A 15,664-nucleotide genomic window follows, 5' to 3' on the forward strand; every position below is an offset into this window, starting at 1 on the left:
TTAATTATAATAGATATGCGCATCGTATTCGATAGTAAAGTTTAAAATTTAAACATTTTGTCTCAGTTTAAGCTTTGACACTATCTTTTAATAAGTTAACTTTATCTAATTTTTCCCATGGTAATAGCACATCAGTACGTCCAAAATGACCATATGCAGCTGTTTGTTTATAAATTGGATGTTTTAAATCAAGCATTCTAATAATTCCGGCAGGTCTTAAATCAAAATGTTTTCTTACAGCTTCTACTAATTCATATTCACTGACTTTACCAGTACCAAATGTATCTATTGAAATTGAAACCGGTTCAGCAACACCAATCGCATACGCTAATTGTACTTCACATTTTTCAGCCAATTGAGCTGCAACAATATTTTTAGCTACATAACGTGCAGCATATGCAGCTGAGCGGTCAACTTTAGTTGGATCCTTACCACTGAAGCATCCACCACCATGACGTGCATATCCACCATATGTGTCCACGATGATTTTACGACCTGTTAGTCCTGCATCTCCTTGAGGACCGCCGATTACAAATCTACCAGTTGGGTTAATATAAAATTTCGTCTGTTCATCTAATAATGACTCTGGCACTGTTGGATAAATAACGTGTGTTTTAATATCATCTTTAATTTGATCCAATTCAATATCTTCAGCATGTTGTGTAGATAAAACAATAGTATCTATTCGAACTGGTTTATCTTGTTCATCATATTCAACTGTCACTTGAACTTTTCCATCAGGACGCAAGTATTTTAAAATTTCATCTTTACGTACGTCAGATAAACGTTTAGCTAACTGATGTGATAAGAAAATGGGTAACGGCATATACGTATCTGTTTCATTAGTTGCATAACCAAACATCAAGCCTTGATCTCCTGCACCCGTAGCTTCAATTTCCGCTTCAGAAGCTTCGTCGCGATATTCTAAAGCTGTATCTACACCTTGTGCGATGTCAGGAGATTGTTCGTCAATTGCTGTTAATACAGCCATCGTTTGGCTGTCGTAACCGAATTTCGCACGTGTGTAACCTATTTCTTTAATTGTTTCTCTAACTACTTTTGGTATATCAACATAAGTTGTTGTTGAAATTTCTCCTGAAATTAAAGCCATACCTGTGGTTACAGTCGTTTCACAAGCCACACGTGCATTTGGGTCATCTTTTAAAATTTCATCTAAAATCGCATCCGATACTTGATCAGCAATCTTGTCCGGATGCCCTTCTGTTACAGATTCTGAAGTAAACAATCTTTTATTATATGTCATAATTTGCTCCTTTAGTTTTAAATTACGAAAATTCTCTCTCTGTTGAGCTCATTAAAAAAGGCCTTCTACACTATAGTAAATAGAGAGAAGGCCCTTTATACGTCCATTCGCTCTTATCGTTCAGACGCTATTTGTCTGCAAACGGTTTGGCACCTTTCTTCAATTAAGAAGAGGTTGCTGGGCTTCATTGGGTCCATGTCCCTCCGCCACTCAGGATAAGAGAATCCGTTAATTTATATAGTACCTAATCTAACATATAATGTCAATTTTACATTTATTAATATTTATTTAAAATTCCTTTGAAATTGGTGTGGACTATTAATCTATATATGTTATACTCTGTAATTGTAAAGGCTTACATCAACTAAATAGCGTGGAGGGATCAAGTATGGCGGTAGATACATACACTTATACAAGCAAAATTGAAAGCATTTTAGACAAGCAATCTTCATTATTTCAATTATCTACAACTCAGTTGTATAATAAAATTTTAGAAAATAATGAAGGCGAACTAACGGAATTAGGCGCCATCAATGCAAAAACTGGTAAATATACTGGTCGTTCACCAAAAGATAAGTTTATTGTCACTGAGCCATCTTATAGAGATGACATCGATTGGGGCAACATAAACCAACCTATCGAAGAAGAAAAATTTCTAAATTTATATGATAAAGTATTAAACTATCTTGATAAGAAAGATGAGCTTTATGTTTTTAACGGTTATGCAGGTAGCGATGAAGATTCACAGTTAAAACTCACTGTTGTTAATGAATTGGCTTGGCATAATTTGTTCGCTCAAAACATGTTCATCCGTCCAAGTACAAATGAAGAAGCTCAAGAAATCAAACCAAACTTCACTATTATTTCTGCACCTCACTTCAAAGCAGACCCATCCATAGATGGTACAAATTCAGAAACCTTCATTATCACATCATTTAAACATAAAGTAATCCTAATAGGTGGAACTGAATATGCTGGTGAAATGAAAAAAGGAATCTTCTCCGTAATAAACTACTTACTACCTAAAGACGACATTATGAGTATGCATTGTTCAGCAAATGTTGGCGAAAAAGGCGACGTAGCTCTATTCTTTGGTTTATCAGGTACTGGAAAGACAACACTTTCTGCTGACCCTACACGTAAACTCATCGGTGATGATGAGCATGGATGGAATAATAACGGTATCTTCAACATCGAAGGTGGCTGTTACGCAAAAGCAATTAATCTATCACAGAAAAAAGAACCACAAATTTATGATGCTATTAAATACGGAACAATTCTAGAAAACGTTGTTGTTGATGAAGAAGGCGATGTTGATTTTGACGACAATCAATACACGGAAAATACTAGAGCTGCATACCCTATTCACCACATTGATAATATTGTGACACCATCTAAAGCAGCGCATCCTAATACAATTATTTTCTTAACTGCAGATGCATTTGGTGTATTACCACCTATTTCAAAATTAACCAAAGACCAAGCGATGTATCATTTTTTAAGTGGTTTCACTGCTAAATTAGCTGGAACAGAACGAGGCGTTACTGAGCCTGAACCATCATTCTCTACTTGTTTTGGTTCCCCATTCTTACCATTAAACGCTAAAGTTTATGCTGATTTATTAGGTAACTTAATAGATAAACATGGCGTTGATGTTTACTTAGTTAACACGGGTTGGACTGGCGGAAAGTATGGCGTTGGACGTCGTATTAGCCTAAATTATACAAGACAAATGGTTAATCAAGCCATTACAGGTAAATTGAGAGATGCAGAATATGTGAAAGATGATATGTTCGGATTAGATATTCCTGTTGAAGTAGAAGATGTCCCTCAAACATTGCTCAATCCTATCAATGCTTGGAGTAAGCCAGAAGCATACAGAACACAAGCTCAAGATTTAATTAATCGTTTTAAATCTAATTTTGAAAAATTTGGAGAAGATGTTGACGAATTAGCCGTCAATGGCGGATTTGAATAATTTAAAATATTAGAAAAGTAGCCATGTAGTCGTCTATTACAATAGAAAACTACATGGCTACTTTTTATTTGTAAATACTTTATATCTATAACATCTTATCTATCATATTGGTCTTTAAGCTTGTTCTGTTCAACATCATCCATCCACTGTTTAATTTCCAGTAGCGTATCTTTGAGCGCAAATGGTCTTGGTACGTGTCCCTCCGACATTTGGTAATAAGTACGAAATGTCGCACCAATCTTTTCAAGTTGTTCCACTAAATAGTAAGCATTATGAATACTTACTTGTTTATCCTTACCCCCATGAACTATAAATATGGGCGGGCTTGTGTTTTTAATTTGAGCGATAGCATCACGTCGTTTATAAGCTTCTATATTCTTTTTAGGATGTCCAATCATACGTTTAAGCATTCCCCTTAAATCAATGCGTTCTTCATACATCAGATTTATGTCTGAGACACCGCCCCAAATAATATAACTCGTCACCGGTAAATCTTGAAATGTTAATAAACCTTGAAGTCCACCTCTAGAAAAACCAATCATGTGAATGGGAATACCAGGATACTTTTGATGTAACAAACGTATCGCAACTGTAACGTCATGCAGATCCGAACCATAAAACTCATCTTTGCCTTCGCTACCATTATTACCTCTATAATAAGGTCCAAAGACCAATGTATGTTCATCCGCAAATTGCATCAATCTTCCCGTTCTCACCTTACCTACTTGCCCTTTACCACCTCGTAAATATAGAACAATTCTCTGCACTTTTGCATGAGGTGTCATCAGCAGCCCCTTAACATTTAAATGATCTACTCTATAGATTACTTCATCAAATATATGGCTATTTGATTCAACCGGCATTCTCTTTTTATGAATAAAATCCAAGTTCAATCACTCTCTCTAAACATTGTAATATTGCTGGATCTTTCAATAAGTAACTTTTTTTATCTTCTGGAATCTCAGATAATGATTTATACAATAGTGGTCCATCCGTTTCAAAATAATCTGGTTGCTCAGTGATAGCTTCTATCTCCACCATAAAGACATCTTTAGTAAAGGACATTCCAATTTGACGATCAACCTTATATTGCGCTATGTATTCACAGTATTTAATCGTTGCGCCAGTTTCTTCAAAGACTTCTCGTGCTGCAGCAGTTTCACTCGCCTCACCTTTTTCTCTTTTACCACCCGGAAATTCAATACCACGTATTTTATGTTTTGTGAATAACAAGCTACCCTTATATTTAGGGATTATAAGTACATGATTACCGTTGGCATAATCTACTTTCTTTTTAAATGTTAGGTACACATCGTCATTTTCTTTGTCTTTAAACTTCACATACATCACTCTTCCCCTTATTATGTTAAACTAGCTATGCTAAGATTTTTGTTGGAGGCAAAATTATGAAAACTATATTTCTAGGACTTATCCATATATATCAACGCTTTATATCACCATTAACCCCTGCAACTTGTCGTTTTTATCCAACCTGTTCTGAATATACTAGAGAAGCCATAGTAGTGTATGGTCCCTTCAAAGGCACATGGTTAGGTATTAAAAGAATTTCAAAATGTCACCCGCTTCATAAAGGTGGCTTTGATCCCGTACCGCTAAAGAAAACAAAGCATAAAAAAGATAAAAACATTAACAAATAAAATTCAATATCTTATGATTTACCACTGGAGGCTCAAAATAAATTGAGCCTCCTTTTAATATACCTGCCTGATTAATCATATCTACCTTGTAGTAATAACCTTCTGGTGTAATATCACTAGGATAATCAGCATATTGTGCTAACATCGCTGTAAAATACCTACTTAGGCCATATTCATACATACCACCTATCACGATTTTCACATCTAGAGTATTGAGCATTTTTATCAAATCCATCACTTTATCTATGCCACCCAATCTAAATGGTTTTAACACAACGACCTCAATGCCAAAATCATTAATAGCTTGTGAAATAAGTGATTTAGATGTCGCTTTCTCGTCAATCGCAACGGGTGGTAGTTCATTTTTTTCAAAATGTGTTAAATGTTGTAGTGACTTAAAAGGTTCCTCAATATATAATATTTGCGCTTCACTTAGTGTTTTTAATTTATCATAATCTACTTTGCTTAATGATTCATTCGCATCGATGGCTATATCAGGTCGAAAAGCTAATTGTGACACCTTTTCCACATCATCTAAGATATCAGCATTCCATTTAAGCTTTACGCGTTGCGGTTGCGTTTGAACAAGTTGTTGAAAATTTCTTGAAGTCATGCCATTAACTGTCGCGCCATAAGGCACATTCAATGATTCTAAAACATGAAACATTTGATAACAAGCCATCACCAACATGCTACGTGTTGCAGGATAATTAGATAATTGCGTTAATGCATCTTGAATTTCTAAAAAAGAATGAAACGTTTTACCCTGAACCTGTTGAAACCATAGTTTTGAAAAATGTTTTACATCCTCTATTGTTTCATTTGCATACCAATTCGTTTCAAACGCATTGCTTTCACCAAAATATGATTTACCTTTATCTGTTATTAATTCAACGAAAAGCGCTTTGCGCGTATTCATTTTAACTTTAGGGGTAATGACAGGTGTTTTAAATTTTGCATTATAATCATACAAATGCATGTTAACTATTTTCATATGTACTCCTTAGTTAAGATTATAAACGCGTTCTTTGAAGTTTACCAGTTGACGTGTAAGGTAAACGAGATACTCGTTGAAATTGTTTAGGTACTTTATATTTTGCAAGTTTTTCTTTAAAAAACACAGTTAATTGTTCTTCTGCGATATCTTTATTTGCAACATAATATAGATAAGGTACTGAACCCCAAGTATCGTCCTCAACACCGATACACATAGCATCTTCGATATTAGGGAATTGTTTGGCTACAGATTCTATTTCAAATGGGTATATGTTTTCACCACCGCTAATAATTAAATCTTTTCTACGATCGTATATCATGACGTAGCCTTCCTCATCTATTTCCGCTATATCACCAGTTTTAAAATAACCGTCTTCGAATGTATCCATTTTTACTTTAGGAAAAAGATAACCATCCATTACATTTTTACCTTTAATCAATAGTTCTCCATGTCCATCTATATTAGGTGATTTAATTTTAACTTCAACATCATTACTCGGTTTGCCAACAGTATCAAATCGATGTTCAAGCATTTCAGGTGTCGCCGTTAAAAATTGCGAGCATGTCTCTGTCATGCCAAACGAATTATATATTGGTAAATCATAGCTTAAAGCTTGTTCAATTAAGTTACGAGAAAGCTTAGCCCCACCTAACAGTATTTTCTCAATATAGAATGGACGGTGTAATCCAGCATCCATTAACCATTTTAATGTTTGTGGCACCAGCGATACATGCGTTGGCGCTTCATTTTTTATGATATTTAACATTTGCTCCGTATTAAATTTTGATTCTAACCGTAATGTGAAGCCTTCAATTAATGAACGTAATACGACACTTAATCCTGAAATATGATATATCGGTAACACAGATAACCATTTTGTTTTCTCATTAAAACCCAAGCTTTCTCGACATCCAAGAGCACTCGCCAAATGATTATTGAATGTTTGCGGCACTGCTTTTTGTGGCCCTGTAGTACCGGATGTAAACATAATAGATGCTATACGCGTTAATGAAAATATCTCTTCAAAATACTTATCATTATTAACTGAAATAAGCTCATTAAAAGGCACAACTTGAATATGTTCTAATTCAAGATCATGCATGGAAATTACTGTATCAACATTTATTGAATCCATCTGTGCTATCATCTCATTTCGAGTTAACCGAGTATTTATCATAGCTGCTTCAATCCCTGCCAGCCAAGCAGCATTAATAAGCAAAACAGATTCAATAGTATTATCAATATAAAAGCCTATTCTCTTTTTATTTAACTGATGTAAAGTACAAGCAAGTTTTGAAGCTCTGTCGTACATTGTCGCAAACGTGACTTGCGTTTCACCATCATCAATAAATATATGTTCACCCTTTTGTTGCGCCTGTTGTTTTAACCAAAAATCCACTTCATCATTCCTCCATCTCATACTCATTATAACGTGTTTAGTCTTATTTAACAGTGTCTGCACATCAACAACAAATAATCTATTAAACTCAAATGTTATAATTAAAGGTAAACACGTTAACATTACCACGATGACCACAAAATAAAAAAGCATCCATAAATTGCCTGGATGCCTTTAATCCTAAGACTTACTATATAAGGTGTTGATCACCCATAGAAATGGATAGTCTATTCCACATATTAATTTGATTAATAATTAATACTAAATCTGTATATTCTTCTTCAGAGAATGATGTACGTACCTCATCATACAGTTTATCTGGCACACCATTTTTAGAGATATGTGTAATTGCTTCTGCTAATTTAAATGCTAACTTTGCTTTTTCAGAAAAAACATTCGTATCATCCCAAGCATTTAATAAATATATTTCTTCTTCTGAAACCTTCATTTTTCTAGCATCTGCAGTATGCATGCCAATACAAAATGCACAACCATTGATTTGTGAGACGCGTATTTTAATCAATTCACGTAGTTTTCTATCTATCGATGTTTTTTCAATTGTTTCTCTAAATCCATAATTAACCCAAGTTCTTCTTTTGCGATTTCATAATAGTCTATTCGATTATCCATGAATGAACCTCCATATCTTTTTAAACGAAGTGATTTATCTTTAAATTAATTAAAAATAAAAAATAATACTTGCAATCGTTGATATTTTACCACTATTAAAGCGTTGACAAACTTATTTTGGATATCTGCTATAAATATACAAGATTTGTAAATCAGACCCTAATTTTATTTTCGTTCAACTCATTATTTAAACTAATAAAAAACCTCGTTATTCAACACTTTAATAAGTTTAGAATAACGAGGCATCTATTATTAGCGGAGAGTGAGGGAGTTTAGAAAACGCACAACTCCAGTGTTTAAGCCATTTCGTTGGCGTACCGTTGGCATAGATAAAAAATGTCATGGTTAGAATCTCTAGCTGACGGACTGCCCATTGCTACGCAATCAAATGTCACTTACAAAACAACCCACCTATTCATTTAGGTGGGCTGTTTTATGGATTGTTATTAAAACCTCCATCTACTTTGATTTCTTTCATTTTTTCGACTTCTTTTTTATTATTTAATGTAAAAACGTGTACTTTTAGACCATTTTCATGTGCCCGTTCCACTAACTCTTTTTCAGTTTTTTTATAATTAATTCCTATGCCATAAGAAAACTTAGATAATCTTTTTAGCTCTGTATCAGTTAATTTGCTTATGTCATTATCCTCCACTAATAATATTAGAGGTATATTTTTGTTCATTTTATGTATATTAGATAGGCTTTTCTCTGAAAATGACTGAATTATAATCCTACCATTTTTTAAATTATGAGGCGTTAATAAAGTTTTTTTATTCAATTCATCAATTAACTTTCTATCCATTCCTGGATAAGCTTCTGGTGTTTTGGTTTCGATGTAGAAATTTGTCTTATTATAATATTTTTTTAACACATCTGATAACAAAGGAACTTTTTCATTCGAATATTTCCCATCAAACCAAGAGCCCGCATCTAACTTTTTTATTTCGTTATTAGTTTTATTTTTTACCAGACCACTACTATTAGTAGTTCTAGTAACATCATTATCATGCATAACAATTAATTCTTTATCTTTAGTCATCTGTAAATCTAATTCTAAATAATCAGCTTCTTGTTTAATAGCTTTATCATAAGCAGCATATGTATGTTCTGGTGCTTTTCCACTTGCTCCTCTATGTGCTATATTTAAATAATCCTTTTCTAATATATTATTATTACTACACCCTGCTAATAAATAACTACTCAATAAACCAAATGCTAATAGTCTTTTCATTTTCCCCATCCTACATATGTTATATTTCGTTGTACTATCTACCATGGTTTATTTTATTAATTCATAACCGACCAACATTTTAATTCGGCCGGCTATAGTTTATACTTTTAAGTTTTTCTATATCTTTTTCTAAACGATCTACTTTTACTGATTGACCATAAAAAGCTAATCCGAAAAATGCCGCTGATAAAGTTGGTAGAATCCATACAAGGTTATCCATGTTTATCACTCCGATTTATCTTTAATTATCTTTCTTTGCTCTTCAATGATAAGTTGCTGTTGTTTGTTAATTTCATCTTTTTTATGCATCTCTCTGTCTAAATTATTTTCTTTATTTTCTGCATAGGTGCTATAAGCAGAAAACAATAATTGCGAAACAACTCCCACTGCTGCAAACACATTTTTATTCTTATCGCAAAAGTTTCTTATTGTGTTTATTATACCACGATATTGTGGGGTTTCACTATCAATTCTACTTTCAATATCTTTTAATGAATCGTTCTTTTTAACATTTTTTAATATTTTTTCTAATTTGTATAAATCTTTGCCACCATCTATCGAAAATACATCTACTATTTCATTTTTAACATTATATATTCCGTCTGGAATATAAGATAGCCCGCCACAATATGAACAAGTTTCTTTATTGTTTTTCATGTAAATTTCATAAGAGTTTTTTATTTCAAAAGATGATTGAAAAGCTTTATCACATAAATCGCAAATTGCTATTAATCTTACCATAATTTAGCCTACTTTTTTAAATTAACTTTAATATAGTATATAAATTTTCACAATATTTATTTTATCTCCACAATGTCTTTTAAATTCAATACACTCATTCCAGTATCTTCATACATATGTAGTGTTTTTGTATGAACATCTACTTTATGAATATAACCTACTTTAGTTTTAATATATCCATTTTCGAAGTAACGCAATTCAATTTTAGGATCATTGTACATTTTAAATATTAACTTATCGTTTAAATCATTCAATTGGTCATCACTTAATGATGGTCTATCAATCTTATTTTGGTCTTGTATGTATTGTTCTAGTTGTTCGTATTGTTCGGGCAGGGTCTTGAAGGCATTCCACTTAACGATTCCTCGCCCTTTTTGTATACGTGGGTTGAGATATTCTCTAGGTATTTTTCGATAATCAGTTTCATATTTATATTCATCTGGTGCATCTTGGTTAATAATCATATAATCACCTCATGAATATAATAGAACTTTTGTTCGTATACGTAAATAAAAAAATAACCACCCCTAAGGGTGGAAGTAGGGTTATACGTTTAAGAGATATTGCGCATACAAGTGTTAAGTAGAAAAGAAATAGATCTGATTTCTCTACTGTTCTTTATGCATTTGTTATAGTATCTAAACAAAAACTATAACAAATCAGTTATAAATTTATATCCTCTTTAACAATTCTTTTATATTTTCTTTAGGATAAATTATAAAATCCTCTAATTTTTCTTTATACTCTAGCCTTTCGAAATTATAATCTTCAGCAGTACCGCCATGAAGAATAATATTATTTAAGGTCAGCCCTTCCACTTCGGTTAGTCTATTCTTAGTGAATTTTATAAAATCAATTTGAGTTTCATTCACTCCAGTAGGTCTACATTTAATTTCACATATATGAGAATTACCGTTTTTTTCCCAATATATGTCTGCAGTTTCTCTTCCTTGAACTTTTATCAATTCTCCATTTTCTATAGCATTAAAATCCCAAACAAATAAATTTTCTTGAAAATCACTCGTTTTACCAAAAATAGATATTCCTAAAGCTTCCATTAATATACCTCTCATTTTATTGACTGATCCTTTTTTATAATCAAGTATATTTTTATAATTCATTAAGGCTCTTTCAAAGTATTTAAAAGTTGCTTCTATGTTTTTTTCTTCATCATCTGTAATATCTCTTTCTATTTGAGCATATAATTCAACGATTTCAACTATAGTAAATTCCAATAATTCTACAAGGTTTTTATTTGTAAAATTTTTAAAATCCATAAAATCCTGATTTATATTCATACATAATCCATCATATAAAATACAATAAAGTTCATCATTAATTCTTAGTATTGTATTTAACTTTGAAATAAAACCATCTATGTTTTTCATAAATTGCTTATACTTAGCTTGTGCAATAGGAAAATATAATTTCCCATCAATATATCTGTTTTCAATTGCAGGCACAATTTGAATGTTATTAGTCATTTATTTTCCTATCTTCCTTCTATCGTAGATTGGAAATATAACTTTGTTACCTACTACTTCACTAATAACTTTAACAGACATTTCTTTCGCATATTGATACATAGTTATAAATACAGCTGGCTCTAACTTTGAGTAGTATTCTTGTTTAGTATCGATTTCATTTATAGTTGAATTATATTCAGCAATATATTCAATATTTAACTTAAAATCTTTAGTGCTGATAGTGAATTTCGCCAAAACAGTTATATTATTATTTTTTTCTTCTATTAAATACACTTTGAAATTAATCTCTTCAGACTTAATAGTATATGGATTGTTATATGATAAAAATTCTTCATTATATTTTTTTAATGATAAATTATTTAAATTGAAATCTGAGAGTTGGAATTCATATTCATAATTCATTAACATAAAGTAAACTCCGTTATATTTGATTTATTAATGATTTCATTTTCGGCGCTAAAATTATGTTTTATAGCTAAACTATTATCTTCTATTTTATCCAGTTTATTTAAAATGTCCGAGAATAAATTTATTATATCTTTGAAATTACTATATGCTGATTCATGGATATAATCATTTGCTTTTAACCTTTTTATATATAATTGATAAAAAGAATTATTAACATTAGTACCTTTATCTTTTATTAATTCTTTAATTTCATCATAAAGATATAAAATTCTAAAATTATATTCGAGTTGATTCTTAAATTCTTCATTTTCTAATAGTTTGAGCGCTCTTTCCCATTCCATTTCTAATTGTTGTGTAAATTCATCTACTAATCTACTTTTATCGAGGCTATTATTTTTTTGCTTTAATTCCTTAATACTTAACATAAATGTCACCTCATAACTTTTCCTATATTATAATATATAATATATCACATCTTATATATTTATAAACAAACACATCAATATACTACATATTGTGTTTTTAATTTAAAAAACTCCTTCAATCACTATAAACACTCTTAAAAATACTACATATTGTGTCAATATATTTTCTTGATATAATTTACTTTTGAGTTTTGAAACAAAGCGCATAAATACCTGCCCTGTATAGTATGAATACAATTAAATTATAGTATAAAAAAACACCCAGTAGGAAGCTGGATGGCATCAACTATTAGCAGAGTAATCATACAATCAATATAAATACTATTAAGGAGTATCTATTAAATAAATACCCACTAAAAATGTTAATAAACAAAAAAGACAGCCGAATTAACGACTGCCTATACACAATAAGGAAGTTTCTCTGTCTAAGAAACTAACGAAACTATATCATACAAACATAAAAAATAACCACCCATTGACATGTGTGGGTGGCGGATATAAAACTATTCGGGAAAGGGCTTATACATGTAAATAAATTATACCATAAAAAATAGGGCAAGCACATAAGTGCCTACCCTGTAGTATATGACGTAATTTAATTATAACATATTTATTTCCAGTTAATAATTCCGTACATGGCTTTTTCGTATTTTATTCTTGCTTTCTTATCGGTGATTTTTCCTAATGCGCACCAAAAATATTTATCACTGCTACCAGCACGAGGATATTTAAAGCGACCCCACCAATATCCGTCGACTTTTTTAATTTGCGTAATATCTACCCAATCATTTTTACCATTCAACCACGAACCCTTATCAACGACACTCCCATGTAAGCCAGCACTACGTCTAACTTTAATTAAAGTGTTAGGATAGAAACGACCTTTCCAGTTCCAAGTTGTTTGTGCGGCTTTCACTTTAGCAGTTGCTTTTTTAGCTACAGCAGTAACTTTAGTACCTGCAAAGTTAGGACGAATAAAAATCATGTTAGGATCATATGCATGTGTACGTTTGGTAGCAGGTTCCCAACCACTACCACCATGCTCAGGTCCATAAGTCCACCCCCCATTTTCCCAGTTCTGCTCAACGACAGTTATAGTATTAAGTGTTGCTGATAATACCCATGCAACGTGTCCTGATCCATTACCGAATGTACTTGGGAATAAAGCCATATCGCCCGGTTTAGCTAAAAATGACGGTGTGTTTTTATATACTTTTGCACGTGAAGCTAACAATGCTTTATTATCTATCGCAATAGCCCATGCGTTAATACCACTTAAATGATAGCCGGGAAATAATGCGTTAAAACCTGCGTTCGCATAGTCGTAGCACTGATTGCCATACCAACCATCGAAGTCATATTTTTTCCCTATTGAATTTTTTAACCAAGTTACAAATTGTGATTGTGTCATTACTGCTGTTGTCATATTATTTATCCCCCTTTTTCCATTTGAGTTTGCCCCAATATTTCTCGTGTTTCACTCGTTCTTTTTTATCCGTAATTTTGCATATAGCAGAATAGTATTTTTTGCCTTTACTTGTGTATGAGATCCACCAATAGCCATCTTCTTTAATAATAGAATTAAACTTAATAACTTTTACGCCTGTAAATTTCATAACATCATTACTGACAATACTTCCTTTCATAGACGGCGCTTTTCTTACTTTGATTGGTGTGTTTGGTACAAATGTTCCTTTCCATTTCCATTCAGCTTGTAACTTCGCAGGTTGCTTAATATCTTTTTTATAATATTTAGCGACATTCTTATCTAAATTAGCTGTTGAACGGTTATAACCTGCAGCCTCTAATAAGTTACCCGGATCTTGTTTGTTGTTTTGAATATCTTGGTGTCCGGGCATACGTGTTTTGTAATCAATTTTCCAATATTCAGCAAGATATGCTAACACACGAGCTGTATTATCAAGTGATTTTTGGCTACGTTTTTTTGCATTTTGTGGATTTTTTCTATCTGTAAAATAGCTGCCTTCAACACCGATTGCACCATAATTTGAATCTACTCCATACCAAATATTGTCTTGAATAGCACTAGGCAATACATGATAAGCAACTTCCGTCGTTGGTATACATACAATGCACTCTTTATCATCTACAAAGATATGTGCCGAAGCGATACCCTCTTGAATATTGTAAGTGTTGCTGTAATAATCAACGTTATTTTGTGCAGTAGTATTCGGATTGCCGGTATCATGTGCCACGATAAATTCAGGTTTCCCTTTTCTTAATCTTAATCCCGGGCGTCTTGTACCTATTTTTAACAATTGAAAATTAACTTTTACACCATTCCATGTTTCAGTCATTTAACTTCACTCCTATTTCATATTGTTTTGTTTTAATACTTTTTCTTGTGCTTTCGCTTTACCTTTAATTAAGTAGGTGTTTTTATATACACCATAAGCTGCAATTACAAAAGGGATTAACGTTGTAGCAAAGTTTTGCCAAGCGTTGAGTTTATCTGGGTCAAGTAATGCTAACTCAATACCACTTGCTTTAAGTGCAAGATACAAAGCACTTAACATACCCCCAATTAAGCCAATCCATTGTTTTAATTTATCTGCATTCATTTAAATTCCTCCATAATAAAAAGCCGACACGTATGTGCCGACTTTAGAATAAGTGTTGTAAAAATGCTGCGGCAGCTGTAACAATAACGCCTGAAACGCCAATAATAGCGACGATGATTTGCACACTGCCTTTTTGCTTTTCATCTATCGTACCTTGAATACCCTTGATTTTATCATCATGATAATTCACTTTATTCGTTAAATTTATTACATCTGTACTTTGATTTCTCATTTCCTTTGCTAACTCTTTCACATCTTGACCCATTTCTTTTTGGACTTCGTAGGATTGTTTGGCATATATCGTGCTTTTTTCAATTTCAGATTTTAAACCACTGATTGCTAAAGTGTTGTTTTTAATGTCTTCATCTATTTGTTCATTTTTCTTTTCCCAGTCTTTTTTCAAAACATAGATACTATTATTTTCGTTTGCCAAATAGACTCACCCCGCCTACAATACACAATACAAAACTTGTCCCGGCCATAATCGCCATTTGTACTGTCGTTAGCCAGTTAATAGAGTGGTAAATACTGCCACTTGTTAAAAACATGTAAGCCACAAATGAGCCAAGACCGCTAATAAAAAGTAATGTAGCACATATGTTGTTGTAGCGATAACTTGTGACAAATATACTGCTTGATATAGTAATAAGTCCGCACAGTATCAATATGGCCCCCCAAATCCATATATGCATCAAATGATCTAAAGCAACGTAAAATGGCGAATCATTAAGTACACTCTCTTGCTCCTTTACCCAGAATACCCCTCGCCATGTAATACGAAAACCATGACTGAATAGAAGTACAACAGCTAATGTTTCTGTTAAATTAAGTTGTTTCATATTATTCTTCATGCGTCACCCA

General features: G+C 32.4%; 19 protein-coding genes, 1 pseudogene and 1 riboswitch. Of the genes and pseudogenes, 2 read left to right on the forward strand and 18 right to left on the reverse strand.

The features are described 5' to 3' along the window. Positions 1-67: 67 nt before the first annotated feature. The gene (metK, locus tag L987_RS08715; RefSeq protein WP_047504134.1) at positions 68-1,264 is read right to left on the reverse strand and encodes a methionine adenosyltransferase; all 1,197 of its coding nucleotides are present in this window, start codon (positions 1,262-1,264) and stop codon (positions 68-70) included. A gap of 110 nt (positions 1,265-1,374) precedes the next feature. Then, positions 1,375-1,486, reverse strand: a riboswitch (SAM riboswitch). A 166-nt stretch (positions 1,487-1,652) separates the two neighbouring features. Between metK and pckA the strand changes: the two genes are divergently transcribed. Next, positions 1,653-3,242, forward strand: a complete 1,590-nt coding sequence (gene pckA / locus L987_RS08720; protein ID WP_011302829.1) for a phosphoenolpyruvate carboxykinase (ATP) — start codon at positions 1,653-1,655, stop codon at positions 3,240-3,242. Positions 3,243-3,337: 95 nt separating this feature from the next. Here the strand turns inward: pckA and L987_RS08725 are convergent, their stop codons facing one another. After that, the gene (locus L987_RS08725; protein ID WP_172439364.1) at positions 3,338-4,129 is read right to left on the reverse strand and encodes an alpha/beta hydrolase family protein; all 792 of its coding nucleotides are present in this window, start codon (positions 4,127-4,129) and stop codon (positions 3,338-3,340) included. Beyond that, positions 4,113-4,589 carry an RNA deprotection pyrophosphohydrolase gene (gene ytkD / locus L987_RS08730; protein WP_011302827.1) on the reverse strand — a complete coding sequence of 159 codons (477 nt, stop codon included), beginning with the start codon at positions 4,587-4,589 and terminating at the stop codon, positions 4,113-4,115. The genes L987_RS08725 and ytkD overlap by 17 nt, the downstream gene beginning before the upstream one ends. Before the next feature lie 59 nt (positions 4,590-4,648). Between ytkD and yidD the strand changes: the two genes are divergently transcribed. Further along, a complete protein-coding gene (gene yidD, locus L987_RS08735) occupies positions 4,649-4,900 on the forward strand; it encodes a membrane protein insertion efficiency factor YidD (RefSeq protein WP_011302826.1) in 252 nt (83 codons plus the stop codon). On the opposite strand, the gene menC is transcribed toward yidD, so the two are convergent. The 15 genes and pseudogenes from menC to L987_RS08805 form a co-directional block, all read right to left on the reverse strand. Further along, positions 4,890-5,894 carry an o-succinylbenzoate synthase gene (gene menC / locus L987_RS08740; protein WP_011302825.1) on the reverse strand — a complete coding sequence of 335 codons (1,005 nt, stop codon included), beginning with the start codon at positions 5,892-5,894 and terminating at the stop codon, positions 4,890-4,892. The genes yidD and menC overlap by 11 nt on opposite strands. Positions 5,895-5,913: 19 nt before the next feature. Next, positions 5,914-7,296, reverse strand: coding sequence for an o-succinylbenzoate--CoA ligase (gene menE / locus L987_RS08745; protein WP_041784790.1), 1,383 nt, complete (start codon positions 7,294-7,296; stop codon positions 5,914-5,916). Between the two features lie 190 nt (positions 7,297-7,486). Next, positions 7,487-7,926, reverse strand: a pseudogene (locus L987_RS08750) (carboxymuconolactone decarboxylase family protein). A gap of 433 nt (positions 7,927-8,359) precedes the next feature. Then, complete coding sequence (locus tag L987_RS08755) at positions 8,360-9,160, reverse strand: glycerophosphodiester phosphodiesterase family protein (protein WP_015899779.1); 801 nt, start codon at positions 9,158-9,160, stop codon at positions 8,360-8,362. 79 nt (positions 9,161-9,239) lie between these two features. Further along, positions 9,240-9,380 carry a hypothetical protein gene (locus tag L987_RS13740; protein WP_015899778.1) on the reverse strand — a complete coding sequence of 47 codons (141 nt, stop codon included), beginning with the start codon at positions 9,378-9,380 and terminating at the stop codon, positions 9,240-9,242. Between the two features lie 5 nt (positions 9,381-9,385). Beyond that, the gene (locus tag L987_RS08760) at positions 9,386-9,901 is read right to left on the reverse strand and encodes a hypothetical protein (protein ID WP_047504138.1); all 516 of its coding nucleotides are present in this window, start codon (positions 9,899-9,901) and stop codon (positions 9,386-9,388) included. A gap of 56 nt (positions 9,902-9,957) precedes the next feature. Beyond that, a complete protein-coding gene (locus L987_RS08765) occupies positions 9,958-10,365 on the reverse strand; it encodes a YolD-like family protein (protein WP_047504142.1) in 408 nt (135 codons plus the stop codon). Positions 10,366-10,572: 207 nt separating this feature from the next. After that, positions 10,573-11,385 (reverse strand): hypothetical protein, encoded by an 813-nt coding sequence (locus L987_RS08770; RefSeq protein ID WP_047504145.1) that lies wholly within the window; start codon positions 11,383-11,385, stop codon positions 10,573-10,575. Continuing rightward, positions 11,386-11,796 carry a hypothetical protein gene (locus tag L987_RS08775; RefSeq protein ID WP_047504146.1) on the reverse strand — a complete coding sequence of 137 codons (411 nt, stop codon included), beginning with the start codon at positions 11,794-11,796 and terminating at the stop codon, positions 11,386-11,388. Further along, positions 11,790-12,221, reverse strand: a complete 432-nt coding sequence (locus tag L987_RS08780; protein WP_047504148.1) for a hypothetical protein — start codon at positions 12,219-12,221, stop codon at positions 11,790-11,792. Before L987_RS08780 ends, L987_RS08775 begins: the two co-directional genes overlap by 7 nt. A 610-nt stretch (positions 12,222-12,831) precedes the next feature. Further along, complete coding sequence (locus L987_RS08785; protein ID WP_047504150.1) at positions 12,832-13,647, reverse strand: CHAP domain-containing protein; 816 nt, start codon at positions 13,645-13,647, stop codon at positions 12,832-12,834. Between the two features lies 1 nt (position 13,648). After that, positions 13,649-14,539, reverse strand: coding sequence for a peptidoglycan recognition protein family protein (locus tag L987_RS08790; protein ID WP_047504153.1), 891 nt, complete (start codon positions 14,537-14,539; stop codon positions 13,649-13,651). A gap of 12 nt (positions 14,540-14,551) precedes the next feature. After that, positions 14,552-14,803: a phage holin gene (locus L987_RS08795; RefSeq protein WP_047504161.1), complete on the reverse strand. Its 252-nt coding sequence runs from the start codon at positions 14,801-14,803 to the stop codon at positions 14,552-14,554. 43 nt (positions 14,804-14,846) lie between these two features. Then, the gene (locus tag L987_RS08800; protein ID WP_047504164.1) at positions 14,847-15,236 is read right to left on the reverse strand and encodes a hypothetical protein; all 390 of its coding nucleotides are present in this window, start codon (positions 15,234-15,236) and stop codon (positions 14,847-14,849) included. Then, a complete protein-coding gene (locus tag L987_RS08805) occupies positions 15,220-15,654 on the reverse strand; it encodes a hypothetical protein (RefSeq protein ID WP_052190976.1) in 435 nt (144 codons plus the stop codon). Before L987_RS08805 ends, L987_RS08800 begins: the two co-directional genes overlap by 17 nt. Positions 15,655-15,664: the final 10 nt, after the last annotated feature.

Source organism: Staphylococcus sp. ZWU0021, from assembly GCF_000798895.1.
Lineage (GTDB): Bacteria > Bacillota > Bacilli > Staphylococcales > Staphylococcaceae > Staphylococcus > Staphylococcus saprophyticus.

Coding starts and splice junctions, on each gene's coding strand:
- L987_RS08760 (WP_047504138.1), bottom strand. CDS start 9,901: ATGGTAAGATTAATAGCAATTTGCGATTTATGTGATAAAGCTTTTCAA.
- L987_RS13740 (WP_015899778.1), bottom strand. CDS start 9,380: ATGGATAACCTTGTATGGATTCTACCAACTTTATCAGCGGCATTTTTC.
- L987_RS08755 (WP_015899779.1), bottom strand. CDS start 9,160: ATGAAAAGACTATTAGCATTTGGTTTATTGAGTAGTTATTTATTAGCA.
- L987_RS08795 (WP_047504161.1), bottom strand. CDS start 14,803: ATGAATGCAGATAAATTAAAACAATGGATTGGCTTAATTGGGGGTATG.
- L987_RS08770 (WP_047504145.1), bottom strand. CDS start 11,385: ATGACTAATAACATTCAAATTGTGCCTGCAATTGAAAACAGATATATT.
- L987_RS08790 (WP_047504153.1), bottom strand. CDS start 14,539: ATGACTGAAACATGGAATGGTGTAAAAGTTAATTTTCAATTGTTAAAA.
- L987_RS08765 (WP_047504142.1), bottom strand. CDS start 10,365: ATGATTATTAACCAAGATGCACCAGATGAATATAAATATGAAACTGAT.
- yidD (WP_011302826.1), top strand. CDS start 4,649: ATGAAAACTATATTTCTAGGACTTATCCATATATATCAACGCTTTATA.
- pckA (WP_011302829.1), top strand. CDS start 1,653: ATGGCGGTAGATACATACACTTATACAAGCAAAATTGAAAGCATTTTA.
- L987_RS08785 (WP_047504150.1), bottom strand. CDS start 13,647: ATGACAACAGCAGTAATGACACAATCACAATTTGTAACTTGGTTAAAA.
- L987_RS08805 (WP_052190976.1), bottom strand. CDS start 15,654: ATGAAGAATAATATGAAACAACTTAATTTAACAGAAACATTAGCTGTT.
- L987_RS08780 (WP_047504148.1), bottom strand. CDS start 12,221: ATGTTAAGTATTAAGGAATTAAAGCAAAAAAATAATAGCCTCGATAAA.
- metK (WP_047504134.1), bottom strand. CDS start 1,264: ATGACATATAATAAAAGATTGTTTACTTCAGAATCTGTAACAGAAGGG.
- ytkD (WP_011302827.1), bottom strand. CDS start 4,589: ATGTATGTGAAGTTTAAAGACAAAGAAAATGACGATGTGTACCTAACA.
- menC (WP_011302825.1), bottom strand. CDS start 5,894: ATGAAAATAGTTAACATGCATTTGTATGATTATAATGCAAAATTTAAA.
- L987_RS08775 (WP_047504146.1), bottom strand. CDS start 11,796: ATGTTAATGAATTATGAATATGAATTCCAACTCTCAGATTTCAATTTA.